Here is a 24,471-nt window from a genome sequence, read left to right as displayed (position 1 = left end):
ATGACTAAAGGAATCTTAGGGAAAAAGATCGGTATGACACAAGTATTTGCTGAAAACGGTGAGTTAATTCCAGTAACTGTTATCGAAGCAGCTTCTAACGTAGTTTTACAAAAGAAAACTACAGAAACTGACGGATATGAAGCAATCCAAATCGGATTTGCTGATAAACGTGATAAAATCGCTAACAAACCTGAAAAAGGCCACGCTGCTAAAGCAAACACTGCACCTAAGCGCTTCGTTCGTGAAATTCGTAATGCTGACATGTCAGCTTATGAAGTAGGTCAAGAAGTCAAGGTAGATATATTTGCAAATGGTGACATCGTTGATGTGACTGGAACTTCAAAAGGTAAAGGATTCCAAGGTAGCATTAAGCGCCACGGACAATCTCGTGGACCAATGACTCACGGTTCTCGTTACCACCGTCGTCCAGGTTCAATGGGTCCTGTAGCTCCAAACCGCGTATTTAAAAACAAAGCATTACCAGGACGTATGGGTGGAGAAAAAGTAACTGTACAAAACTTACAAATTGTTAAAGTTGACGTTGAACGTAACTTACTATTAGTAAAAGGTAATGTACCAGGTGCTAAAAAATCTTACGTAACAATCCGTTCTGCGGTTAAATCTAACTAATTAATTAGAAGAAAGGAGGAAACCAAAATGCCTAAAGTTACTATGTTTAATCAAACTGGTGCTCAAGTAGGAGAAATCGAATTAGCAGATGCTGTATTCGGAATCGCTCCAAACGAACACGTTTTATTTGACGCTGTAATGATGCAACGTGCATCTTTACGTCAAGGTACACACAAAGTAAAAACACGTTCTGAAGTACGTGGTGGTGGTCGTAAACCATGGAAACAAAAAGGAACTGGACGTGCTCGTCAAGGTTCTATTCGTTCTCCACAATGGCGTGGTGGTGGTATCGTATTCGGTCCAGCTCCAAGATCATATTCTTACAAATTACCTAAAAAGGTACGTCGCTTAGCAATTAAATCTGCTTTATCTACGAAAGTATTAGAGCAAAGCATGTTAGTGCTTGAAGATTTAGTGTTAAACGCACCAAAAACAAAAGATATGGTTACTGTATTACAAGGCTTATCTGTACAAAAGAAAGTCTTAATCGTTACAGCTGACTTAAATGAAAACGTAGCTTTATCTGCTCGTAATATCCAAGGAATCACGGTACTTGCAGCAAATGAAGTTAACGTAATCGACGTTTTACATCATGATACTTTAATCATGACTAAAGCTGCGGTGGAAAAAGTAGAGGAGGTGCTTGCGTAATGAAGGATCCTCGTGATATTATCAAACGCCCGGTAATCACTGAAGCTTCTATGGATGCTATATCAGAGAAAAAATACACTTTCGAAGTTGATGTAAGAGCTAATAAAACTGAAGTTAAAGATGCTGTTGAAGCAATCTTCGGTGTTAAAGTAGAAAAAGTTAACGTAATGAACTACAAAGGTAAGTTTAAACGTATGGGTAAACATGCTGGTTACACTAACCGTCGTAGAAAAGCAATCGTTAAATTAACTGCTGATAGCCAAGATATTCAATTATTCGAAGGCGTTTAATACTAACTACTAGAAAAGGAGGGAAATTACGATGGGAATCAAAAAGTATAAACCAACCACTAACGGTCGCCGTGGTATGACTACTAATGATTTTGCTGAAATCACTACTGATAAGCCAGAAAAATCATTACTAGCTCCACTAAGTAAAAAAGCTGGCCGTAATAACCAAGGTAAAATTACTGTTCGTCACCAAGGTGGTGGACACAAACGTCAATACCGTATCATCGATTTCAAAAGAGATAAAGATGGTATACCAGGACGCGTTGCTACAATCGAGTACGATCCAAACCGTTCTGCAAACATTGCGTTAATTAACTACGCTGATGGAGAAAAACGTTACATCCTTGCTCCTAAAAACTTAGTAGTAGGAATGGAAATCGTTTCTGGTCCAGAAGCTGATATTAAAATAGGTAACGCATTACCACTTGTTAACATTCCAGTAGGTACAACAATCCACAACATCGAGTTAAAACCAGGTCGTGGAGGACAATTAGTACGTTCTGCTGGTACTTCTGCTCAAGTATTAGGTAAAGAAGACCGTTACGTATTAGTACGTTTAAATTCTGGTGAAGTACGTATGGTATTAGCTACATGCCGCGCGACTGTAGGTCAAGTTGGTAATGAGCACCACGAACTTATTAACATCGGTAAAGCAGGTCGTTCTCGTTGGATGGGTAAACGCCCAACTGTACGTGGATCTGTAATGAACCCAGTAGATCACCCACACGGTGGTGGTGAAGGACGCTCTCCAATCGGACGTAAATCACCAATGTCTCCATGGGGTAAACCAACTCTTGGTTACAAAACTCGTAAGAAAAACAAAGCGTCAGATAAATTTATCGTACGTCGTCGTAAAAAATAACGCGGTTGTGCTACGGTTCACTAGAACCGTAGGTCAATCACGAAGGGAGGTACCACAATGGGACGCAGCCTGAAAAAAGGTCCATTTATTGATGATCACTTATTAGCTAAAGTTGAGAAATTAAACGAAACTGACTCAAAACAAGTTGTAAAAACTTGGTCACGTCGTTCTACTATTTTCCCACAATTTATCGGACATACTATTGCAGTGTACGATGGTCGTAAACACGTACCTGTATACGTATCGGAAGATATGGTAGGTCACAAACTTGGTGAATTTGCTCCAACTCGTACTTATAAAGGTCACGATGCGGATGACAAGAAAACTAGAAGATAATGAGAGGAGGCACTCCAATGCAAGCAAAAGCTGTACTGAGAACAGTTCGTATCGCTCCTCGTAAAGTTCGTCTAGTAGTCGATTTAATCCGAGGTAAGCAAGTTGGCGAAGCGATCGCAATCCTTCGACACACACCAAAAACTGCTTCTCCTGTTGTAGAAAAATTGTTAAAATCTGCTATTGCAAATGCAGAACATAACTATGATATGGATGTTAACAACTTAATCATCGAAAAAGTATTCGTTGATGAAGGTGCTACATTAAAACGTTTCCGCCCACGTGCACAAGGACGTGCTAGCGCGATCAATAAACGCACAAGCCACATTACAATCGTGGTATCAGAGAAGAAGGAGGGATAATCGATGGGTCAAAAGGTAAATCCGGTCGGACTTCGTGTCGGTATAATCAAAGATTGGGAATCTAAATGGTACGCAGAGAAAGATTACGCTGACCTTTTACATGAAGATATTAAAATTCGTGAATATATCAGCGCTCGTTTAAAAGATTCTGCTGTTTCTAAAGTAGAAATCGAGAGAGCTGCAAACCGTGTAAACATTACAGTTCACACTGCTAAACCTGGTATGGTAATCGGTAAAGGTGGTTCAGAGGTTGAAGCTCTTCGTAAAGCTTTAAACAACTTAACTGGCAAACGTGTTCATATCAACATCATCGAAATCAAAAGAGCAGACCTTGATGCTAAATTAGTAGCAGAAAACATTGCTCGTCAATTAGAAAACCGTGTTTCTTTCCGTCGTGCTCAAAAGCAAGTATTACAACGTGCTATGCGTGCTGGTGCATTAGGAATCAAAACACAAGTTTCTGGACGTCTTGGCGGAGCAGATATCGCTCGTGCTGAATCATATAGCGAAGGTACAGTGCCACTTCATACATTACGCGCAGATATCGACTATTCAACTGCAGAAGCAGATACAACATACGGTAAACTTGGCGTAAAAGTATGGATCTACAAAGGTGAAGTTCTTCCTACAAAAAAGAAAGCTTCTGAGGAAGGAGGAAATTAATTATGTTAATGCCTAAACGTGTTAAATATAGAAGAGAGCATCGTGGTAAAATGCGTGGACGTGCCAAAGGTGGTACTGAAGTAGCATTCGGTGAATTCGGTTTACAATCAACTGAAGCTTCTTGGATTACTAACCGTCAAATTGAAGCAGCGCGTCGTGCAATGACTCGTTACATGAAACGTGGCGGAAAAGTATGGATTAAGATCTTCCCTTCTAAGCCTTACACAGCAAAACCTCTTGAGGTTCGTATGGGTAGCGGTAAAGGTGCTCCTGAAGGTTGGGTAGCAGTTGTTAAACCAGGAAAAATTATGTTCGAAATCGCTGGTGTATCTGAAGAGATTGCACGTGAAGCTCTACGCTTAGCAGCTCACAAATTACCAGTTAAATGTAAGTTTGTAAAACGCGAAACAAATGGTGGTGATTCTAATGAAAACTAATGAGATTCGCGATCTTACTACTGCTGAAATTGAATTAAAAGTGAAATCTCTTAAAGAAGAGTTATTCAACCTTCGTTTCCAATTAGCTACAGGACAATTAGAGAACACTGCTCGTATCCGCGAGGTTCGTAAAGGTATTGCTCGTATGAAAACTGTAGTACGTGAAAGAGAGATCAACTCTAACAACTAATCATGAGGGGAGGTTTGCACAGTGAGCGAACGTAACCAACGTAAAGTTTACACAGGACGTGTAGTTTCTGATAAAATGGATAAGACAATTACGGTTGTAGTTGAAACTTATAAAACACACAAGCTATACGGAAAACGCGTTAAATATTCTAAGAAGTATAAAGCGCACGATGAGCTAAACCAAGCAAAAGTTGGCGATATCGTAAAAATCATGGAGACTCGTCCATTATCAGCTACAAAACGTTTCCGTTTAATTGAAATTGTAGAAGAAGCTGTTATTATCTAATAGATGATCGGATAATATACCTAATCCGAAAGGAGGTCAATTTGACATGATCCAACAAGAATCTCGTTTAAAAGTTGCTGACAATTCAGGCGCTCGTGAATTACTTACTATTAAAGTATTAGGTGGTTCAGGACGTAAAACTGCTAACATCGGTGATATCATCGTATGTACAGTGAAACAAGCAACACCAGGTGGCGTTGTTAAAAAAGGTGATGTAGTTAAAGCCGTTATCGTTCGTACGAAACGCGGTGTTCGTCGTCCAGACGGTACTTACATCCGTTTTGATGAAAACGCAGCTGTTATCATTAAAGATGATAAGAGCCCACGTGGTACTCGTATTTTCGGACCAGTTGCACGTGAATTACGTGATAGCAACTTCATGAAAATCGTATCATTAGCTCCAGAAGTACTATAATTAATGTACTACAATAAATACTTCAGAAAGCCTTATAAGGAGGTGCACGAAGAAGATGCATGTAAAAAAAGGTGATAAAGTTCAAGTTATCTCTGGCAAAGACAAAGGAAAACAAGGCGTTATCCTTGCTTCATTTCCAAAGAATAACCGCGTACTAGTTGAAGGTGTTAACATCATTAAAAAACACTCAAAACCTACTCAAGCTAACCCACAAGGTGGCATCATCGAGAAAGAAGCACCAATCCATGTTTCTAATGTCATGGCATTAGATCCAAAAACTGGAGTACCTACTCGCGTAGGTTACCAATTAGTGGATGGTAAAAAAGTACGTATTGCTAAAAAATCAGGCGAATTACTTGATAAATAATAGAAATTTATGAAAGGAGGTCAACTGAATGAACCGCCTAGTCGAGAAATATCAAAAAGAAATTACTCCTGCTCTAGTGAGCAAGTTTAACTATAAATCAGTTATGGAAGTACCTAAAATTGAAAAGATCGTTATCAACATGGGTGTTGGTGAGGCTGTTTCTAACTCAAAAGCGTTAGATACTGCTGTTGAAGAATTAACTCTAATCTCGGGTCAAAAACCTCTTGTTACTAGAGCTAAGAAATCAATCGCTCAATTCCGTTTACGTGAAGGAATGCCTATCGGTGCTAAAGTTACATTACGTGGCGAGCGTATGTACGAATTCTTTGAAAAATTAGTTGCTGTAACATTACCACGTGTACGTGACTTCCGTGGAATCTCTAAAAAAGCATTCGATGGCCGTGGAAACTACACTTTAGGTGTTAAAGAACAATTAATCTTCCCAGAAATCGATTATGATAAAGTAAATAAGGTACGTGGTATGGACATCGTTATTGTAACTACTGCAAAAACTGATGAAGAAGCTCGTGAAATGCTAACATTATTCGGAATGCCTTTTCAAAAATAATGAAAGCCAGCGCTAAAGAAGAGGAGGCGAAAACGTGGCTAAAAAATCAATGATTGCGAAACAAAAACGCGAACAGAAATTTAAAGTACAAGAGTATACACGTTGCGAACGTTGCGGACGTCCACACTCAGTTTTACGTAAATTTAAACTTTGCCGTATTTGTTTCCGTGAACTTGCATATAAAGGACAAATCCCTGGCGTTAAAAAAGCTAGTTGGTAATTTTATAGATATTAGGAAGGAGGTTATCTGAACATGGTCATGACAGATCCTATTGCAGATATGCTTACTCGCATTCGTAATGCGAACATGGTACGTCACGAGAAATTAGAATTCCCAGGTTCTAACCTAAAGAAGGAAGTTGCTGAAATTCTAAAACGTGAAGGTTTCATCCGTGACGTTGAGTACATTGAAGACGATAAACAAGGTATCATCCGTATTTTCTTAAAATATGGTGTAAACAACGAACGTGTTATCACTGGATTAAAAAGAATCTCTAAGCCTGGCTTACGTGTTTATGCAAAAGCTGATGAAGTACCACGCGTACTTAATGGTTTAGGTGTTGCAATTCTTTCAACTTCAAAAGGTGTAATGACAGATAAAGAAGCTCGTCAAGCTAAAACTGGTGGCGAAATCTTAGCATACGTTTGGTAATAAACGACAGAGAGAATGGAGGTGTAGTGAATGTCTCGTGTTGGTAAAAAAGAACTTGTAATTCCTGCTGGAGTTACTCTTACTAATAACAACAATACTATTACAGTAAAAGGACCTAAAGGTGAGTTAACTCGTACTTTTAGTTCAGATATGCAAATTGATATTAACGAGAACGTATTAACAGTTGTACGTCCAACTGATAACAAAGAGCACCGTGCTCTTCATGGTACAACTCGTGCCCTTTTAGGAAACATGGTTGAAGGTGTAACTAATGGTTATACTCGTAACCTTGAACTAGTTGGGGTAGGTTACCGTGCTACTAAAACAGGTGACAAACTTGTTCTTAGCGTTGGTTATTCTCACCCAGTTGAAATCACTCCTGAAAATGGTGTTGAAATCGAAGTACCTTCAAATACTAAAATCAGTATCAAAGGTATCGACAAAGAACGTGTAGGCGCTCTTGCTGCTTACATCCGTCAAGTACGTCCACCAGAGCCTTACAAAGGTAAAGGTATTCGTTATGAAGGCGAAATGGTTCGTCGTAAAGAAGGTAAAACTGCGAAGTAATCTAACTAGATAAGAGAAAGGAGTGACCAAGATGATCTTAAAGACTGATAAAAATGCAGTACGTAAAAAGAGACATGCTCGTGTACGTACTAAATTATCTGGTACTCAAGAACGTCCACGTTTAAACGTTTATCGTTCAAACAACCATATCTATGCTCAAATCATTGATGACGTTAATGGTGTAACATTAGCAAGTGCATCAACTTTAGATAAAGAATTAACTATAAATGGTACTGGTAATATCGAGGCAGCAAAATTAGTTGGTAATTTAGTTGCTAAACGTGCTACTGAAAAAGGTGTTACTGTAGTTGTATTTGACCGCGGTGGTTACTTATATCATGGTCGCGTAAAAGCTTTAGCTGAAGCTGCTCGTGAAGCTGGTTTACAATTTTAATAAAAGAAGGAGGGACATACATGCGTCGCATTGATCCTAATAAATTAGAGCTTGAAGAACGCCTAGTTACGATTAACCGTGTTGCAAAGGTTGTAAAAGGTGGTCGTCGTTTCCGTTTCGCTGCATTAGTTGTTGTTGGTGACAAAAACGGTCATGTAGGTTTTGGTACAGGTAAAGCTCAAGAAGTACCTGATGCAATCCGTAAAGCTGTTGAAGATGCTAAGAAAAATCTAATTAATGTACCAATCGTTGGAACTACAATTCCTCACGTAATTACAGGTCGTTTTGGAGCTGGTGAAGTATTCTTAAAACCTGCTTCTGCCGGTACTGGAGTTATCGCAGGAGGTCCTGTTCGTGCGGTATTAGAACTTGCTGGAGTACATGATATCTTATCTAAATCTCTTGGTTCTAACACACCAGTGAACATTGTACGTGCTACAATCGAAGGATTAAGCAACCTTAAACGTGCGGATGAAGTTGCAAAATTACGCGGTAAATCTGTAGAAGAATTACTAGGTTAATAAGGAGGGATAACGATGGCTAAAAAGTTAGAAATTACCCTTACTCGTAGTGTTATTGGTCGTAAACAAGACCAAATCGCAACAGTTCGTGCGTTAGGTATAACAAAAACTAACCAAACTGTAGTTAAAGAAGATAACGCTGCAATGCGTGGGATGATTAACAAAGTTTCTCACCTTGTATCTGTAAAAGAAATTTAATGAAACATGAATAAGTAAGGAGGTGCCCTAATGAAACTTCATGAATTAAAACCTACAGAAGGTTCTCGTAAAGTATCGAAACGTATCGGTCGTGGTATCGGATCTGGTACTGGTAAAACTGCTGGTAAAGGTCATAAAGGACAAAACGCTCGTTCAGGTGGCGGTGTGCGTCTTGGATTTGAAGGTGGTCAAACTCCTTTATTCCGTCGTTTACCAAAACGTGGTTTCACTAACATCAACCGTAAAGAATACTCAATCGTTAATGTTGAAACGTTAAACCGCTTCGAAAACGGAACTGAAGTAACTCCTGAGTTACTGATTGAAACTGGTATCGTTCGTAAAGAATTAGCTGGTATTAAAATTTTAGGTAAAGGTAAGTTAGAAGTTAAACTTACTGTTAAAGCTCATAAGTTCTCAGCTACTGCAGTAGAGGCAATCGAAGCAGCTGGTGGAAAAACTGAGGTGATCTAATGTTCCGGACAATCTCTAACTTTATGCGCGTTGCAGATATTAGAAGAAAGATTCTCTTCACGTTATTAATGTTAATTGTATTTCGTATTGGAACGTTTATACCTGTTCCAAACGTCAACGCTGATGTGCTTGCTTCCCAAGATAGCTCAATGAGTATCTTTGGGGTACTAAATACATTCGGTGGTGGAGCTCTTAAACAGTTCTCGATTTTTGCAATGGGTATAATGCCTTACATTACAGCATCGATCATTATTCAGTTACTTCAAATGGACGTTGTTCCAAAGTTAACTGAATGGTCGAAGCAAGGTGAGATTGGTCGACGTAAATTGACTCAACTGACTAGATATATCACAATAATTTTAGGTTTTATTGAAGCTATTGGATTATCGATCAGTATGAACAATGTTACAGGCGGAATGTTAATTGAAAATGCTGGTTGGTCTACCTACCTATATATTGCAACTGTACTAACAGCTGGTACAGCTTTCTTATTGTGGTTAGGTGAGCAGATTACTGCTAAAGGTGTGGGGAACGGTATATCAATTCTCATCTTTGCAGGTATAGTTGCTGCTATTCCAACTACAATTTCACAAATCTATCAGCAACAATTTAAAGGTGCTGGAGATGAGCTATTTTTAAACATTGTTAAAGTTGGCTTAGTTGTTTTGGTTTTACTACTAGTTATTGTTGCTGTTATTTACATCCAACAAGCAACTCGTAAAATTCCGATTCAATACGCAAAACGTAACAATGGAAATAATAGCTATGTCGGAGGACAATCTACTCACTTGCCATTAAAAGTTAATGGTGCTGGGGTTATTCCGGTAATCTTCGCTGTTTCATTTTTAATAACTCCATCAACAATCGCATCGTTCTTACCAAATAACAGTGTGACTGATTGGATTGAAAAAGTATTTACTTATAATAATCCATGGGGTATGGCATTTTATCTAATTTTAATTATTGCTTTTTCATACTTTTATACTTTTGTTCAGGCTAACCCTGAACAAATGGCTGAAAACTTACAAAAGCAAGGTGGCTACATCCCAGGCATTCGCCCAGGTAAGAGCACACAAGAATATATAATCAAAGTCTTATATCGCTTAACGTTTGTGGGATCAATTTTCTTAGCTTTCATTGCATTATTACCAATTGCATTTGGTAAAATTGCAAACTTACCACCTTCAGCTCAAATTGGAGGAACAAGTTTACTAATCGTTGTCGGAGTAGCGTTAGAAACAATGAAGCAATTAGAAAGTCAGCTTGTAAAGAGAAACTACAAAGGCTTTATAAAATAACGAGCGTTAGGGAAGTCGTAAATTTCCCTCTTGCTCACCTAATTTTGAGGAGGATCAACCATGAATTTAATATTAATGGGACTTCCTGGTGCAGGCAAAGGCACACAAGCTGAGAAAATAGTAGAGAAGTATGATATTCCTCATATTTCTACAGGTGATATGTTCCGTGCTGCTATTAAAGATGGCACAGAACTAGGTCTTAAAGCAAAATCGTTTATGGATCAAGGTCAACTTGTTCCTGATGAAGTAACAATTGGAATTGTACGTGAACGATTAGCTAAAGATGATTGCCAAAACGGTTTTTTATTGGATGGCTTTCCTAGAACAGTTGCGCAGGCTGAAGCACTAGAAGAGACACTGAAATTAATGAATCGTAAATTAGACTTCGTGTTAAACATTCATGTAGACCAACAACTATTAATTGATCGTTTAACAGGACGTCGTATTTGCAAAGAGTGTGGAGCGACATATCACTTAATTTTCAATCCTCCAGCTGAAGAAGGGATCTGCTCTAAATGTGGTGGAGAACTTTATCAACGTGCGGATGATAATGTAGAAACTGTTGCAAACCGCCTTGAAGTAAATATTAAACAAACTCAACCTTTACTTGATTTCTACAATAACCTTGGTTATGTGAAAACAATTGAAGGTGACCAAGAGATTAGCAAAGTTTTTGTAGACATTGATAATCTTTTAAAAGAGTTAGTTTAGAAAAACGAATGAGAGATCGTCGTTCCACGTGTATGACGTTTTGTCGTTTCGTCAAAACTAATTACTATGAATAAAAGCATTAATTTAGCTTTGATTGGAACGATTGATATTATATAGGATCTACAAGCGATTGGTAATAGGTTTAATCCTATACTACTGACAGAAAGATTTTCTTACTTATGTAGGCCAATTAATCTCCAACATATCAGAGCACTTTGGCTTAATATTCCTAAGCGTATGTTTGCCTACAGCAAGCTACTGATTTGAAGAAAGGAGAATGCCCTAATGGCGAAAGATGATGTAATTGAAATTGAAGGTACCGTTACGGAAACACTTCCGAATGCGATGTTCAAAGTTGAATTAGAAAATGGTCATGTTGTTCTAGCACACGTTTCTGGTAAAATTCGTATGAACTTCATTCGAATTCTTCCTGGTGACAAGGTAACTGTTGAACTATCTCCATATGATTTAACTCGTGGTCGTATTACGTACCGTTTTAAATAATAATTATGCACTCCGTAATCTACAAGGAGGTTTAAATCATGAAAGTGAGACCATCAGTAAAACCAATCTGTGAGAAATGTAAAGTTATTCGCAGACGTGGTAAAGTAATGGTAATTTGTGAAAATCCAAAACATAAACAAAAACAAGGTTAATAAAGAAGGAGGTGCACCTAAATGGCTCGTATTGCTGGTGTAGACATTCCCCGCGACAAACGCGTGGTAGTTTCTTTAACTTATGTATACGGTATCGGTCGTTCAACTTCTGAAAAAATCTTAGCTGAAGCTGGAATTTCAGAAGAAACACGTGTGCGTGATTTAACAGAAGAAGAATTAGGTAAAATTCGTGAATTAGTTGATAAGTTAAAAGTTGAAGGGGATCTTCGTCGTGAAGTTTCTTTAAACATTAAACGTCTAATCGAAATTGGTTCTTTCCGTGGTATCCGTCACCGCCGTAACTTACCTGTTCGTGGTCAAAATACTAAAAACAATGCGCGTACTCGTAAAGGCCCACGCCGTACAGTAGCGAATAAAAAGAAATAATATTTAAGTAAAGGAGGGTATTCAACATGGCACGTAAAACAAACGTACGTAAACGTCGTGTGAAAAAGAATATTGAAGCTGGTACAGCTCATATTCGTTCAACTTTCAACAACACTATCGTAACAATTACTGATGTTCATGGTAACGCGATTTCATGGTCAAGTGCAGGATCATTAGGATTCAGAGGTTCTCGTAAATCTACACCTTTTGCTGCACAAATGGCTGCTGAAACAGCTGCGAAAGCATCTATGGAACATGGTTTAAAAACTCTTGACGTAACGGTTAAAGGTCCTGGCGCTGGTCGTGAGGCTGCTATCCGTGCTCTTCAAGCTGCTGGTCTTGAAGTAACTGCTATCAGAGACGTTACTCCAGTTCCACATAACGGATGCCGTCCACCAAAACGTCGTCGTGTATAATTTGTCTGTATAAGTTTTCAAAAATTGTCTATAATGGATTATGATATATGTTTGGCAAATATTAACAGACATCTCTTGTTGTGCACAATTAGGAACTGCCTAATGGGGACTTTCGGTTAGCATTATTGTCTAACCGAGGGTTTCGACGTTTTGAAGGAGGGTTTATAAAATGATTGAAATCGAAAAGCCGAAAATCGAAACGGTTGAGATCAGTGACGATTCCAAGTACGGTAAATTCGTTATTGAACCACTTGAGCGTGGATATGGTACAACGCTAGGTAACTCCTTACGTCGTATCCTTTTATCCTCACTTCCTGGTGCCGCTGTAACCGCTATTCAAATTGATGGTGTGTTACATGAGTTTTCTACAGTTGAAGGAGTTGTAGAAGACGTTACAACAATTATTCTTAATGTGAAAAAACTTGCTCTGAAGATTTATTCAGAGGAAGACAAAACATTAGAAATTGATGTACGCGGTGAAGGACCGATTACTGCAGCTGACATTACGCATGATAGCGATGTTGAAGTTCTGAATCCAGATCTTCATATTGCGACTCTTGCTAAAGATGCTCATCTTCGTATCCGTCTAACTGCTAGACGTGGTCGTGGATACATCCCTGCAGATGGTAATAAGAGAGAGGATCAAGCAATAGGTGTTATTCCTATCGACTCGATTTATACTCCAGTGTCTCGTGTCACATACCAAGTAGAAAATACACGTGTGGGACAGGTTTCAAATTTCGATAAGTTAACACTTGATGTTTGGACTGATGGAAGTATTGGACCTAAAGATGCAATTGCACTTGGTTCAAAAATTCTAACTGAACACTTAAACATTTTTGTAGGTTTAACTGACGAAGCTAAAAATGCAGAAATCATGGTCGAAAAAGAAGAAGATCAAAAAGATAAAGTACTTGAAATGACGATTGAAGAACTTGATCTTTCTGTTCGTTCATATAACTGTTTAAAGCGAGCTGGTATTAATACAGTACAAGAGCTTGCTAATAAGACAGAAGAAGACATGATGAAAGTACGTAACTTAGGTCGTAAGTCTTTAGAAGAAGTGAAACACAAGTTAGAAGAATTAGGTTTAGGCCTACGTAAAGAAGACTGACTGTTGCTTTGATAAAGGGAGAGGCGTTCTCTTCATCTAGTCTATATGACCCAATTTTGATACTACCTACAAAGGAGGGAACTAGAAATGGGATACAGAAAATTAGGACGTACTAGTTCACAACGTAAAGCTATGTTACGTGACTTAGCTACTGACTTAATCATCAACGAACGTATTCAAACAACTGAAACTCGTGCGAAAGAATTACGTTCTGTTGTTGAAAAAATGATTACTTTAGGTAAACGTGGAGACTTACACGCTCGTCGTCTAGCTGCTGCTTACATCCGTAATGAAGTTGCTAACGTTGAGACTGGTCAAGACGCATTACAAAAATTATTCGCTGACGTTGCTCCTCGTTACACTGAGCGCCAAGGTGGATACACTCGTATCGCTAAAATTGGTCCTCGTCGTGGAGACGCAGCACCAATGGTTGTTATCGAATTAGTTTAATATTCGTTACTAAAGGGCTCGACGTTTATTGTAAACATGTCGTTGCCCTTTTTTTATATTTACTTTTAGACTATTATATATCTATAAACAAACAAGAATTATAGGTGAAATCATGAGAAAAGATAGTATTAAAGTAGATAATATATCCTTTAAATATCCAAATGCTCAAACAAATGCAGTTCACTCAGTATCTTTCGAAATAAAAGAAAATGAATGGATCGCGATTGTAGGGAGAAATGGATCAGGTAAGTCAACTTTAGCTAAATTATTAAATGGTCTAATTCTTCCTGAAGAAGGTACTATTACAATAGATGATGAAATTATTTTAGCTGAGGAAACGATATGGGACGTGCGAAAAAGAATAGCGATGGTTTTTCAAAATCCTGATAATCAGTTTGTTGGAACAACTGTATTAGATGATATAGCTTTTGGATTAGAAAACCATGGCATTGAAAAGGCCGAAATGGATCGCAGAGTTCAAGAAGTGTTAAATATCGTTAATATGATGGAATTTAAATTACATGAGCCACATTCCCTCTCTGGTGGCCAAAAACAAAGAGTTGCCATTGCAGGTGCTCTTGCTATACAACCGAGTATTTTAATTTTGGATGAGGCAACTTCTATGTTAGATCCATTTGGACGTAAAGAAGTGATTGAAACGATCCGTAACCTACATAAGGACATTAATATGACTGTTATATCGATTACACATGACATTGAAGAAGCAGTACACGCTGATCGTATACTAATCATGCATGATGGTCATCTAGTTCAAAGTGTGACGCCTGAGGAACTCTTAACAACCGAGTATTCATTAGAATCACTTGGATTAGCATCTCCTTTTACAAATAACCTTTCTAAGCTACTAGTAGACAAGGGTTTACCTATTAAGCAAGACCATTTAGCGCAAGAAAGTTTGGTGAGCGAATTATGCAAATTACTTTTGAAAAAGTAGGATATACTTATCAGCCTAATACGCCTTTTTCGTATCGTGCATTACATGAAATAGATGTTTCCATTCCTGATGGTTCTTACTACGCTGTAATAGGTCACACAGGCTCAGGTAAATCAACTTTTCTACAACATTTAAATGGCCTCTTACAACCTACTGAGGGGATAGCTAGAATAGATGATATTACCCTCAATTCAGATAAAAAAAATAAGAAATTAAAATCACTACGTAAAAAAGTGGGATTAGTTTTTCAGTTTCCAGAACAACAATTATTTGAAGAAACAGTAGAAAAAGATATTTGTTTTGGACCTATGAATTTTGGTGTTTCAGAAGAAGAAGCAAAAAAAAGAGCTAGAATCTTAATCGAAAAAGTAGGATTAAACGAAGATTACTTATTTAAGTCACCTTTTGAGTTAAGTGGTGGACAGATGAGGAGAATTGCCATTGCTGGCGTATTAGCGATGGAGCCGGATGTACTTGTATTAGATGAGCCAACTGCTGGACTTGATCCTAGTGGCCAAAAAGCGCTTATGGATATGTTTTATCAATTACATAAAGAAAATGGCCTTACAATCATCTTAGTGACACATAGCATGGAAGATGCTGCAAGATACGCTGATACGATTCATGTGCTTCAAAAGGGCACTACATACTTAAAAGGAAGCCCGTTAGAGGTATTCTCATATGAGAAGGAATTAGAAGCAATCGGATTACAAATCCCTTTATCATTAAAATTCCATCAAGAATTAAATCATAGATTAGGGATCGAGAAACAAGCTACTAGTTTAACATTAGAGCAACTTGCAGATTATATAGCAAATCTTTACAATGGGGAAACTACATGAATGGTTTAATTATCGGTAAATATATACCAATTGATTCGCTGATTCATCGTTTAGATGCAAGAGCTAAGCTTCTGACGATGTTCCTTTTTATTTTTATTGTCTTCTTTGCAAATAATTTAATAACGTATTCTATTTTATTCGTATTTGTGATGACCTCAGTTCTATTGTCAAAAGTACCTATGAGCTACTATATAAGAGGTCTTAAAACAATTTGGTGGTTAGTTTTATTTACGTTTATTCTTCATGTATTTACAAATAAAGAAGGACCACTATTATATGAGTATGGTTGGTTAGAAATTCATAAAGAAGGAATCATTCAAGGGATTTTTATATCAGTCCGATTTTTCCTTCTAGTTTCAATTACAACAATACTAACTTTAACAACTAACACCAATCGAAATAACTGATGGTTTAGAATCATTATTCCATCCTTTTAAGCGATTTGGTTTGCCTGTTCACGAAATGGCTTTAATGATGTCAATTTCGTTACGTTTTATTCCGACTTTGATGGAGGAAACTGAAAAGATTATGAAGGCTCAGTCGTCAAGAGGTGTAGATTTTTCTTCAGGACCTATAAAAGAGCGTCTAAAGGCATTAGTTTCATTACTAGTACCATTATTCATTCATTCTTTTAAGAGGGCTGAGGACTTAGCTATTGCGATGGAGGCCAGAGGATATCAAGGTGGAGAAGGAAGAACTAAGTTTCGGATTATGAAGTGGAAAATGAGTGATACTTTATGTCTTGTTATTTTAGTCATTCTATTTTTATTATTATTGTTTTTACGTAAGTAATGGAGAAGTGAAATGAATCGTATAAAATGTATAATCGCATATGAAGGTACACTTTTTAATGGGTATCAAGTTCAACCTAATCAACGTACTGTTCAAACAGATATTGAAAAAGTACTGACTAGGATGCATAAAGGAATGCCAATACGTATCCACGCTTCTGGTCGTACAGACACAGGAGTACATGCAGTTGGACAAGTTATTCATTTTGATAGTGAATATAATCTCGAACCAGACCAATGGAAAAAGGCATTAAATGCACAATTACCAAAGGATATATATATTAAGTCAGTTACGATCGTAGAACCGACGTTTCATTCACGCTTTGATGTTGTTCAAAAAGAATACAGATATGTTATTTGGAATGAAACAGAAGAAAATATTTTTTCGAGAAACCAACATTATTTTTTCCCATACGAACTAGATTTTGGGAAGATGCAGGAAGCACTTCAATACTTAATTGGAACCCATGACTTCAGTTCATTCTGTGCTTCAAATACTGATATAAAAGATAAGGTTCGGACAATTTATGAAGGAACGATTACGAAAGAAGAACAAGGAATCGTTATTAAGCTTGTCGGAAATGGTTTTCTTTATAATATGGTAAGAATAATTGTTGGAACATTACTCGAAGTGGGGCAAGGAAAACGCGATGTAATGAGTGTGAAAATCGCTTTAGAAGCGCGTGATCGAAGCTTTGCTGGCAAGACTTCACCGCCACATGGATTATTTTTATGGAAAGTAGATTATAACAACTAATCCTGGTGTAACATTTGCTTGACATTAGAAGGTAGATTGTTTAATATTAAATACGGTATTGTTTTAAGAAACCACGATTAGCCCCGGAACCAGTCGTGTTAAGATAAACAATAAAAACAATTTTACTTTAAGTATATTGTATTAGGAGGAAAATAGAATGCGCACAACTTATATGGCAAAAGCTAGCGAAGTTGAACGTAAGTGGTTCGTTGTTGACGCTGAAGGTAAAACTTTAGGTCGTCTTGCAACTGAAGTAGCTGCTTTACTTCGTGGAAAACACAAACCAACTTTCACACCACACATTGACTCAGGTGATAACGTAATCATCATCAATGCTGAGAAAGTTGAATTAACAGGAAATAAATTAAACAACAAAATTTACTACCGTCACACAATGTATGCTGGTGGTTTAAAAGAGCGTACTGCTTTAGAAATGCGTACTAACTACCCAGTTAAAATGCTTGAATTAGCTGTTAAAGGTATGCTTCCAAAAGGACGTCTTGGACGTGCTCAAGTTAAAAAATTACACGTGTATGCTGGTAACGAGCATCCACACCAAGCACAAAAACCAGAAGTTTACGAACTTCGCGGATAATTATAAAAGGAGGCATTCACATGGCACAAGTACAATACTATGGCACAGGACGTCGTAAAAGCTCAGTAGCTCGTGTACGTTTAGTTCCTGGCGAAGGACGCGTTATCATTAACGGTCGTGATTTTGAAGATTACATCCCATTCGCTGCATTAAGAGAAGTTGTTAAACAACCACTTGTTGCAACTGAAACTTTAGGTAGCTATGATATTCTAGTAAACGTTAACGGCGGTGGATACACTGGTCAAGCTGGTGCAATTCGTCACGGTATCTCTAGAGCATTATTACAAGTTGATCCTGAATACCGCGGAACTTTAAAACGCGCTGGATTATTAACTCGTGATGCACGTATGAAAGAGCGTAAAAAATACGGTCTTAAAGGTGCACGTAGAGCTCCTCAGTTCTCAAAACGTTAATTTTATTTTTACAAAGCTCTTTTCCACTCAGTGGAGAAGAGCTTTTTTCATTTAGAATCAGTATGTTTATTATAAATACGTGAATGATATACGAAATATTCTAGTAAGTTCAACCAACTGGTTGGGCTTTTTTGTTCCTCAAAATTTTTTCGAATCAATCTGTAGGTTTCTGTATTGTTTTGTAGTTTTGCTTTTAGACTTAGTTAAGTATTAATTATTTCAATTTGAAAGCGTTCACAAGGGGGATGTTCATGAAGAAATTTGGATTAGCTACGCAAATTTTTGTTGCTCTTATATTAGGAATCGTGGTTGGGGCTATATTTTACGGAAACGAAACAGCAATAGCTTATATTGCACCGATTGGTGATATTTTCATTCACTTAATAAAAATGATTGTTATGCCGATTGTAATAGCAGCACTGATTGTTGCAGTTGCAGGTGTGGGTGATATAAAAAAGTTAGGAAAACTTGGTGGTAAAACGCTACTTTATTTCGAAGTAATTACAACGATTGCATTAGGAATTGGATTATTGGCTGCTAACTTGTTCCATCCTGGTACAGGAATCGATATGGATCATCTACAAAAAGGAGATATATCCGCATATGAACAAACAGCTACTGCTACACAAAACAAAGGCTTCGCAGAGACGATTGTTCATATTTTTCCAAAGAATGTGTTTGAATCTATGTCACAAGGTGACCTTTTACCGATTATTTTCTTCTCAGTTCTATTTGGTTTAGGGGTTGCTGCAATTGGAGACAAAGGTAAGCCAGTATTACATTTCTTTGAAGGTGTATTAGAAGCAATGTTTTGGGTAACAAACCAAGTAATGAAGGCTGCTCCATTTGGGGTATTTGCGTTAATAGCTGTAACGGTTGCTAAGTTCGGCGTAAGTACATTGCTTCCGCTAGGAAAACTTGTATTAGCTGTGTATTTAACTGTTCTGTTTTTCGCAATTGTCATTTTAGGTATTAATGCAAAAATGGCAGGAACAAATATTTTTACGCTTATTAAAATTTTAAAGGAAGAACTGATCCTTTCATTTACAACAGCGAGTTCTGAAGCAGTGCTTCCAAACATTATGAAAAAAATGGAGCAATTTGGCTGTCCGAAAGCAATTGTTTCATTCGTTATTCCGACTGGATATACATTTAACTTAACTGGTTCTGCAATTTATCAAGCACTTGCTTCACTTTTTGTTGCACAGATGTATAATATACACATGTCCTTCTTTGAACAAGTTACATTATTATTTGTACTTATGTTAACCTCAAAAGGTATGGCAGGTGTTCCAGGTGCATCGTTCGTTGTTGTACTGGCAACACTAGGTTCAATGGGATTACCATTAGAGGGAATCGCATTAATTGCGGGAATAGACCGTATTTTAGATATGATTCGCTCAGCTGTAAACGTATTAGGAAACTCATTAGCAGCCATTACGATGGCGAAATGGGAAGGCGAATTTGATAAAGATAAAGCGCAGCAATATATGAATTCTGTTAAGGAATCGAAAGTTGCGTAAAGATTGGAGAAGAGTACGATGACATTTAGTGAAACTAAACCAAATATTCGGTTAGAGAAAGATTTTCTAGGGGAAAAAGAATTGCCTGCGGATGCTTATTATGGAATCCAAACATTACGTGCTGTTGAAAACTTTCCGATTACAGGATATAAAATTCATGAAGAATTAATTAAAGCTTTGGCTATTGTTAAAAAAGCGGCAGCTCTTGCAAATATGGAAACAAAGCGCCTTTATGAAGGAAATGCTATGGCCATTGTAAATGCAGCTCAAGAAATTATTGATGGCAAATGGCATGATCATTTCATTGTAGACCCAATTCAAGGTGGTGCGGGTACTTCTATGAACATGAATGCGAATGAAGTCATTGCCAATCGTGCTCTAGAATTGATTGGTAAAGAAAGAGGAGACTATTTCTGTATTAGTCCCAATAGCCATGTAAATATGTCACAATCTACAAACGATGCTTTTCCGACTGCAATTCACATTGCAACTTTAAATATGCTAGAAAAATTATTAAAAACAATGGAATATATGCATGAGGTTTTTGAGTCTAAAGCAAAAGAATTTGACCATGTCATCAAAATGGGTCGTACTCACTTGCAGGATGCTGTTCCAATTCGTTTAGGTCAAGAGTTTGAGGCTTATGCTCGAGTAATTGCTCGCGATATCAAACGTATTAAGCAATCACGCCAGCACTTATATGAAGTAAATATGGGGGCAACAGCGGTAGGAACAGGCTTGAACGCTGATCCACGCTATATTGAGCTTGTTGTAAAACATCTTGCTGAAATTAGTGGTTTATCGCTTGTAGGTGCAGAACATCTTGTAGATGCAACTCAAAATACAGATTCTTACACGGAAGTATCAGCTTCACTTAAAGTATGTATGATGAACATGTCTAAAATTGCGAACGATTTACGATTAATGGCATCAGGTCCTCGAGCAGGTTTAGGAGAGATTACATTACCTGCACGTCAACCTGGTTCTTCAATTATGCCTGGAAAAGTAAACCCAGTTATGGCTGAAGTTATTAATCAAGTGGCATTTCAAGTAATTGGAAACGATCATACAATTTGTTTAGCATCTGAAGCAGGTCAATTAGAACTAAATGTTATGGAGCCAGTACTTGTTTTCAACTTACTTCAATCAATCAATATTATGAATAATGCATTCCGTGCATTTACAGATTACTGCTTAACGGGCATTGAAGCGAATGAAGAAAGAGTAAAAGAATATGTAGAAAAGAGCGTAGGGATCATCACTGCTGTTAATCCGCATATTGGCTATGAAGTTGCGGCTCGAATTGCACGAGAAGCAATTTTAACTGGTCAACCGATTCGTGAGCTATGCTTAAAATATGATGTGTTAACAGAAGAAGAACTTGATTTAATTCTAGATCCTTATGAAATGACTCACCCAGGTATTGCGGGTGCATCTCTATTAGATAGACAGTAATGAACTGAATTAGTAAAAGAGGGCGAAAAAGCCCTTTTTTTGCTTAACATAAATTAAATCTACTTAATGGGTTCATATAAAAATTTAAAAAATGAATGATGATTGGAAAAAAGGAAGGGATTATATGTATAAATTTAAGGTAGATTCTAACGGGGAAGTAAAAACTACCTTACGTGGTGCCGAACTAATGGCTATCCCGTTGTTAAATAAAGGCGTTGCTTTTACTGAAGAGGAGCGAAAGGAATTAGGACTAACAGGATTACTGCCACCAGCAGTATTGTCTTTAGATGAGCAAGCACGACGCGCTTACGAGCAATTTTCTTCGCAACCGACTGATTTGCATAAAAATGTTACGTTATCGGCTTTACATGACCGAAATGAAATATTATTTTATCGTGTGTTGACAGATCATTTACCTGAAATGCTTCCGATTGTCTATACTCCAACAGTTGGTATGGCAATCAAACGTTTTAGTAATGAATATCGCAGACCTCGCGGGATGTATTTATCAATCAATGATTTTGATGGCATTGAACAAGCAATTGATAATTTTGGTGCTAGTGCAGAAGATATTGATTTAGTTGTTATTACCGATGGAGAAGGTATTTTAGGAATAGGTGACTGGGGAGTTGGCGGCATCAATATCGCAATTGGAAAATTAGCCGTTTATACAGCTGCTGCTGGAATCGATCCTGCGAGAGTACTTCCTGTCATATTAGATGTGGGTACAGATCGTGAAGAGCTTTTAAGCAACCCATTTTATATTGGAAATCGCCATCCTCGGGTGCGTTCTGATATTTATGATGATTTCATTGAGAAGTTTGTGAGTACTGTAGTAAGAAGATTTCCTAATGCATTATTACATTGGGAAGATTTTGGTACACAAAATGCGCGAGATATATTAGAGAAGTATCGAGATAGTGTGTGTACATTTAATGACGATATTCAAGGTACTGGAGCTGTTTCGTTAGCTGCTGTGTTAGCAGCAGTACGTGCTTCTGATATTCCGTTAAGTGAACATCGTATTGTCGTGTTTGGAGCGGGGACAGCGGGAATTGGAATAGCCGATCAAGTTCGTGATGCAATGGTACGCGAGGGGCTTTCATGGGAAGCTGCTAATAGAAGATTTTGGTGTATTGACCGAAATGGTTTACTTTCAGAGGATATGGAGTTATACGACTTCCAGCGACCATATGCGCGCCCAATAGATGAGAATAATTCAGGAGCAAGCTTAGCAGAAGTTGTTGGTCAAGTTCGTCCGACTATTTTAATTGGTACCTCAACAGTAGCAGGGGCTTTCACTGAAGAAATCGTGAAGGAAATGGCAGCACATGTTGAAAGACCTGTTATTATGCCTATGTCTAATCCGACACCTCTTGCAGAGGCAAAACCTGCTGATTTAATTCAGTGGACAGAGGGAAGAGCTTTAGTGGCAACTGGTAGTCCGTTTCCTAATGTCACATATAACAAAACAGTTTATGTAATTGGACAATCTAATAATGCTCTAATTTTCCCAGGGCTTGGTCTTGGAACGAATGTTTCTCGTGCACGCATTATAACTGACGGAATGTTTGCAGCGGCTGCAGAAGCTGTGGCTTCGATGATTGACGTTAGTAAATTAGGTGCACCTTTACTTCCGCAAATTGAAAATCTTCGTGAAATTTCTGAAGTCGTTGCGATAGAAGTAGCAAAAGCAGCTGTAGCCGATGGTGTAGCTCGCGTTCTGCATGATGATATTGAACAAGCTGTAAGAAATGCCATGTGGGAACCTGAATATCGACCTATTAAAGCTGTAACAAACGCTTATATTGGATAGTATAGAAAGTACCGGTACAGCTTGTTTAAATGAACAAGCTGTATTTTCTTATTAAATTACGTAGTGTATGGAGGGCAACTGTGTTTATAAATCCAAAACGAAGTACTCTTGGCAAAAATCAGGGAGTATCAGAATTGAAGCCAGATCAACTTCAAGACAAGGACGTCTGGATTGTTATTGCGCTAATGATTATCGTACCGATTGCGGGTGAATTAAATTTTCATCCATTCGATAATATATTTCGTGTCAGTTTTGGAACGCCTATTTTCTTTTTTTCTTTATTGTACTTTAGAAAAATTTCACCCGTTGTTTTAGGGATTTTTGTAGGAGCGGCCGTTTTTATCTTTCGTGTTGGTTTGGACTGGGTGGTTTTGGCAGACTTTAGCCTAGATAGTTCATTCTCCATAAGATACCCGACGTTTTTTTACTATCTAATGTATGCTTTTCTGTTTTACCTATTGAGAGTAAATCGTTTCCAACATCCTTTACTGATTGGATTTTTCGGCATAACAATCGAAATTGCATCTAGTCTTTTAGAGCTAATACTCCAACTGATTGGAATCGGTTCAGAACTTACGGTAGGTGAATTAAACAAAATTATTATTATTGCTATATTTCGTAGCTTTTTTGTTTTAGCTTTTATTAATATGATGAAACTGTACGAACTAAGATTAAAAGAATCGCAAACCCGGAGAGAGAATGAGAATATGCTCATGCACCTTTCCAATTTATATGTTGAGTCTGTTTATTTGAAAAAGACGCTACAAAATGCAGAGACAATCACAAAGGAATCCTATCATTTATATCGTAATATGAATCAAGTTAATCATGATCAAGGGTATCCAATTGAAGAGTGGGGAAAAAAAGCCTTGCGAATCGCAGGTGAAGTACATGAAATAAAAAAGGATAATCAGAGAATCTTTGCAGGTCTTTCAAAGCTCATTTCAAGTGAAAGCTTGCCAGAATATATGAATGTAAATGAATTAGCGCTTATTATTATCAGAAGCAATCAGAAGTATGCCGCACTACTAGGAAAGAAAATAGAGTTTGTTTCTAAAATAAACGGTAAACATTCGAATTATCATATTTACCTAATGCTATCTTTTATCAACAATTTAGTTGCTAACGCAGTTGAAGCAATTGAAAATATAGGGACGATTATAATTACAATTGATAAAGCTGACGACGATTGGATTGAATGTAAAGTGAGTGACAATGGTCCTGGAGTTCCTTCTAAATATACCGAGCTTATTTTTAAACCCGGATTCACCTCAAAGTATAGAGGCGATGGAACACCGTCTACAGGGATAGGTCTATCTTATATAAAAGAAATGGCAGAGGAATTAGGAGGAAAAGTAACACTTAGTCAAAAAGAGCACGAATGTGTTTTCATGATCCGACTACCGGTTCGAAGTCTAGTCGAGAAAGGTTGAGTT

37 protein-coding genes and 1 pseudogene are annotated in these 24,471 nt (G+C 37.6%); all 38 read left to right on the top strand.

The features are described from left to right. The 38 genes and pseudogenes from rplC to ABID96_RS19935 all read left to right on the top strand — a co-directional run bounded on the left by rplC (position 1) and on the right by ABID96_RS19935 (position 24,468). Positions 1–630: a 50S ribosomal protein L3 gene (rplC, locus tag ABID96_RS20120; protein WP_192604293.1), complete on the top strand. Its 630-nt coding sequence runs from the start codon at positions 1–3 to the stop codon at positions 628–630. A 27-nt stretch (positions 631–657) separates the two neighbouring features. Beyond that, positions 658–1,281 carry a 50S ribosomal protein L4 gene (gene rplD, locus ABID96_RS20115; RefSeq protein ID WP_192604292.1) on the top strand — a complete coding sequence of 208 codons (624 nt, stop codon included), beginning with the start codon at positions 658–660 and terminating at the stop codon, positions 1,279–1,281. Beyond that, positions 1,281–1,571, top strand: a complete 291-nt coding sequence (gene rplW, locus ABID96_RS20110; RefSeq protein ID WP_088003801.1) for a 50S ribosomal protein L23 — start codon at positions 1,281–1,283, stop codon at positions 1,569–1,571. The genes rplD and rplW overlap by 1 nt, the downstream gene beginning before the upstream one ends. A 31-nt stretch (positions 1,572–1,602) precedes the next feature. Further along, entirely contained in the window at positions 1,603–2,433 is an 831-nt protein-coding gene (gene rplB / locus ABID96_RS20105; protein WP_088003803.1) for a 50S ribosomal protein L2, read from the top strand. A gap of 57 nt (positions 2,434–2,490) precedes the next feature. Further along, positions 2,491–2,769 carry a 30S ribosomal protein S19 gene (gene rpsS, locus ABID96_RS20100; protein WP_069033610.1) on the top strand — a complete coding sequence of 93 codons (279 nt, stop codon included), beginning with the start codon at positions 2,491–2,493 and terminating at the stop codon, positions 2,767–2,769. A 17-nt stretch (positions 2,770–2,786) separates the two neighbouring features. Then, complete coding sequence (gene rplV, locus ABID96_RS20095; RefSeq protein ID WP_192604291.1) at positions 2,787–3,128, top strand: 50S ribosomal protein L22; 342 nt, start codon at positions 2,787–2,789, stop codon at positions 3,126–3,128. A gap of 3 nt (positions 3,129–3,131) precedes the next feature. After that, positions 3,132–3,791, top strand: a complete 660-nt coding sequence (rpsC, locus tag ABID96_RS20090; RefSeq protein ID WP_192604290.1) for a 30S ribosomal protein S3 — start codon at positions 3,132–3,134, stop codon at positions 3,789–3,791. Between the two features lie 2 nt (positions 3,792–3,793). Beyond that, positions 3,794–4,228: a 50S ribosomal protein L16 gene (gene rplP / locus ABID96_RS20085; protein ID WP_192604289.1), complete on the top strand. Its 435-nt coding sequence runs from the start codon at positions 3,794–3,796 to the stop codon at positions 4,226–4,228. Beyond that, positions 4,218–4,418: a 50S ribosomal protein L29 gene (gene rpmC / locus ABID96_RS20080; RefSeq protein ID WP_088044553.1), complete on the top strand. Its 201-nt coding sequence runs from the start codon at positions 4,218–4,220 to the stop codon at positions 4,416–4,418. Before rplP ends, rpmC begins: the two co-directional genes overlap by 11 nt. 21 nt (positions 4,419–4,439) lie before the next feature. Beyond that, on the top strand, positions 4,440–4,703 hold the full coding sequence (gene rpsQ / locus ABID96_RS20075; RefSeq protein ID WP_192604288.1) for a 30S ribosomal protein S17: 264 nt from the start codon (positions 4,440–4,442) through the stop codon (positions 4,701–4,703). A gap of 46 nt (positions 4,704–4,749) precedes the next feature. Beyond that, on the top strand, positions 4,750–5,118 hold the full coding sequence (gene rplN, locus ABID96_RS20070; RefSeq protein ID WP_107904046.1) for a 50S ribosomal protein L14: 369 nt from the start codon (positions 4,750–4,752) through the stop codon (positions 5,116–5,118). Positions 5,119–5,173: 55 nt separating this feature from the next. Then, entirely contained in the window at positions 5,174–5,485 is a 312-nt protein-coding gene (gene rplX / locus ABID96_RS20065) for a 50S ribosomal protein L24 (RefSeq protein ID WP_088044551.1), read from the top strand. Positions 5,486–5,513: 28 nt separating this feature from the next. Continuing rightward, positions 5,514–6,053: a 50S ribosomal protein L5 gene (gene rplE / locus ABID96_RS20060; protein ID WP_192604287.1), complete on the top strand. Its 540-nt coding sequence runs from the start codon at positions 5,514–5,516 to the stop codon at positions 6,051–6,053. A 34-nt stretch (positions 6,054–6,087) separates the two neighbouring features. Next, positions 6,088–6,273, top strand: coding sequence for a type Z 30S ribosomal protein S14 (locus ABID96_RS20055; RefSeq protein ID WP_069716795.1), 186 nt, complete (start codon positions 6,088–6,090; stop codon positions 6,271–6,273). A gap of 33 nt (positions 6,274–6,306) precedes the next feature. Next, the gene (gene rpsH / locus ABID96_RS20050) at positions 6,307–6,705 is read left to right on the top strand and encodes a 30S ribosomal protein S8 (protein ID WP_088003819.1); all 399 of its coding nucleotides are present in this window, start codon (positions 6,307–6,309) and stop codon (positions 6,703–6,705) included. A gap of 30 nt (positions 6,706–6,735) precedes the next feature. Further along, positions 6,736–7,272 (top strand): 50S ribosomal protein L6, encoded by a 537-nt coding sequence (gene rplF / locus ABID96_RS20045; RefSeq protein WP_192604286.1) that lies wholly within the window; start codon positions 6,736–6,738, stop codon positions 7,270–7,272. Between the two features lie 31 nt (positions 7,273–7,303). Then, on the top strand, positions 7,304–7,666 hold the full coding sequence (gene rplR / locus ABID96_RS20040) for a 50S ribosomal protein L18 (RefSeq protein ID WP_192604285.1): 363 nt from the start codon (positions 7,304–7,306) through the stop codon (positions 7,664–7,666). 20 nt (positions 7,667–7,686) lie between these two features. Next, the gene (gene rpsE / locus ABID96_RS20035; RefSeq protein ID WP_088044546.1) at positions 7,687–8,187 is read left to right on the top strand and encodes a 30S ribosomal protein S5; all 501 of its coding nucleotides are present in this window, start codon (positions 7,687–7,689) and stop codon (positions 8,185–8,187) included. 15 nt (positions 8,188–8,202) lie between these two features. Further along, entirely contained in the window at positions 8,203–8,385 is a 183-nt protein-coding gene (rpmD, locus tag ABID96_RS20030; RefSeq protein WP_088003827.1) for a 50S ribosomal protein L30, read from the top strand. Positions 8,386–8,415: 30 nt separating this feature from the next. After that, on the top strand, positions 8,416–8,856 hold the full coding sequence (rplO, locus tag ABID96_RS20025; RefSeq protein WP_192604284.1) for a 50S ribosomal protein L15: 441 nt from the start codon (positions 8,416–8,418) through the stop codon (positions 8,854–8,856). After that, positions 8,856–10,154, top strand: coding sequence for a preprotein translocase subunit SecY (gene secY, locus ABID96_RS20020; RefSeq protein ID WP_192604283.1), 1,299 nt, complete (start codon positions 8,856–8,858; stop codon positions 10,152–10,154). Before rplO ends, secY begins: the two co-directional genes overlap by 1 nt. A gap of 60 nt (positions 10,155–10,214) precedes the next feature. Further along, on the top strand, positions 10,215–10,865 hold the full coding sequence (locus ABID96_RS20015) for an adenylate kinase (protein ID WP_192604282.1): 651 nt from the start codon (positions 10,215–10,217) through the stop codon (positions 10,863–10,865). A 285-nt stretch (positions 10,866–11,150) separates the two neighbouring features. Next, a complete protein-coding gene (infA, locus tag ABID96_RS20010) occupies positions 11,151–11,369 on the top strand; it encodes a translation initiation factor IF-1 (RefSeq protein ID WP_056467475.1) in 219 nt (72 codons plus the stop codon). 38 nt (positions 11,370–11,407) lie between these two features. Further along, on the top strand, positions 11,408–11,521 hold the full coding sequence (rpmJ, locus tag ABID96_RS20005) for a 50S ribosomal protein L36 (RefSeq protein WP_000868344.1): 114 nt from the start codon (positions 11,408–11,410) through the stop codon (positions 11,519–11,521). A 21-nt stretch (positions 11,522–11,542) separates the two neighbouring features. After that, the gene (gene rpsM / locus ABID96_RS20000) at positions 11,543–11,908 is read left to right on the top strand and encodes a 30S ribosomal protein S13 (RefSeq protein ID WP_192604281.1); all 366 of its coding nucleotides are present in this window, start codon (positions 11,543–11,545) and stop codon (positions 11,906–11,908) included. Between the two features lie 26 nt (positions 11,909–11,934). After that, positions 11,935–12,324 carry a 30S ribosomal protein S11 gene (gene rpsK / locus ABID96_RS19995; protein ID WP_088044540.1) on the top strand — a complete coding sequence of 130 codons (390 nt, stop codon included), beginning with the start codon at positions 11,935–11,937 and terminating at the stop codon, positions 12,322–12,324. 169 nt (positions 12,325–12,493) lie between these two features. Next, entirely contained in the window at positions 12,494–13,438 is a 945-nt protein-coding gene (locus ABID96_RS19990) for a DNA-directed RNA polymerase subunit alpha (protein WP_088003837.1), read from the top strand. Positions 13,439–13,525: 87 nt separating this feature from the next. Beyond that, positions 13,526–13,888, top strand: a complete 363-nt coding sequence (rplQ, locus tag ABID96_RS19985; protein WP_192604280.1) for a 50S ribosomal protein L17 — start codon at positions 13,526–13,528, stop codon at positions 13,886–13,888. A gap of 112 nt (positions 13,889–14,000) precedes the next feature. After that, positions 14,001–14,843: an energy-coupling factor ABC transporter ATP-binding protein gene (locus ABID96_RS19980; RefSeq protein WP_088003841.1), complete on the top strand. Its 843-nt coding sequence runs from the start codon at positions 14,001–14,003 to the stop codon at positions 14,841–14,843. Next, positions 14,819–15,685: an energy-coupling factor ABC transporter ATP-binding protein gene (locus tag ABID96_RS19975; RefSeq protein ID WP_192604279.1), complete on the top strand. Its 867-nt coding sequence runs from the start codon at positions 14,819–14,821 to the stop codon at positions 15,683–15,685. The genes ABID96_RS19980 and ABID96_RS19975 overlap by 25 nt, the downstream gene beginning before the upstream one ends. Continuing rightward, positions 15,682–16,477 (top strand): annotated as a pseudogene (locus ABID96_RS19970) (energy-coupling factor transporter transmembrane component T family protein). The gene ABID96_RS19975 and the pseudogene ABID96_RS19970 overlap by 4 nt, the downstream one beginning before the upstream one ends. Before the next feature lie 12 nt (positions 16,478–16,489). Then, positions 16,490–17,233: a tRNA pseudouridine(38-40) synthase TruA gene (truA, locus tag ABID96_RS19965; RefSeq protein ID WP_192604277.1), complete on the top strand. Its 744-nt coding sequence runs from the start codon at positions 16,490–16,492 to the stop codon at positions 17,231–17,233. A gap of 157 nt (positions 17,234–17,390) precedes the next feature. After that, complete coding sequence (gene rplM / locus ABID96_RS19960) at positions 17,391–17,828, top strand: 50S ribosomal protein L13 (RefSeq protein ID WP_088003849.1); 438 nt, start codon at positions 17,391–17,393, stop codon at positions 17,826–17,828. A 20-nt stretch (positions 17,829–17,848) separates the two neighbouring features. Continuing rightward, the gene (gene rpsI / locus ABID96_RS19955) at positions 17,849–18,241 is read left to right on the top strand and encodes a 30S ribosomal protein S9 (protein WP_056467505.1); all 393 of its coding nucleotides are present in this window, start codon (positions 17,849–17,851) and stop codon (positions 18,239–18,241) included. A 251-nt stretch (positions 18,242–18,492) separates the two neighbouring features. Beyond that, positions 18,493–19,764: a cation:dicarboxylate symporter family transporter gene (locus ABID96_RS19950; protein WP_088003851.1), complete on the top strand. Its 1,272-nt coding sequence runs from the start codon at positions 18,493–18,495 to the stop codon at positions 19,762–19,764. A gap of 18 nt (positions 19,765–19,782) precedes the next feature. Continuing rightward, positions 19,783–21,219, top strand: a complete 1,437-nt coding sequence (gene aspA / locus ABID96_RS19945) for an aspartate ammonia-lyase (RefSeq protein WP_192604276.1) — start codon at positions 19,783–19,785, stop codon at positions 21,217–21,219. 124 nt (positions 21,220–21,343) lie between these two features. Next, entirely contained in the window at positions 21,344–23,035 is a 1,692-nt protein-coding gene (locus ABID96_RS19940; RefSeq protein ID WP_192604275.1) for an NAD-dependent malic enzyme, read from the top strand. Positions 23,036–23,169: 134 nt separating this feature from the next. Then, positions 23,170–24,468: an ATP-binding protein gene (locus ABID96_RS19935; protein ID WP_377897086.1), complete on the top strand. Its 1,299-nt coding sequence runs from the start codon at positions 23,170–23,172 to the stop codon at positions 24,466–24,468. Positions 24,469–24,471: the final 3 nt, after the last annotated feature.

Source organism: Gottfriedia sp. OAE603, from assembly GCF_040543965.1.
Taxonomy (GTDB): domain Bacteria; phylum Bacillota; class Bacilli; order Bacillales; family Bacillaceae_G; genus Gottfriedia; species Gottfriedia solisilvae.
This window is presented reverse-complemented; position numbering and strand designations above follow the sequence as displayed.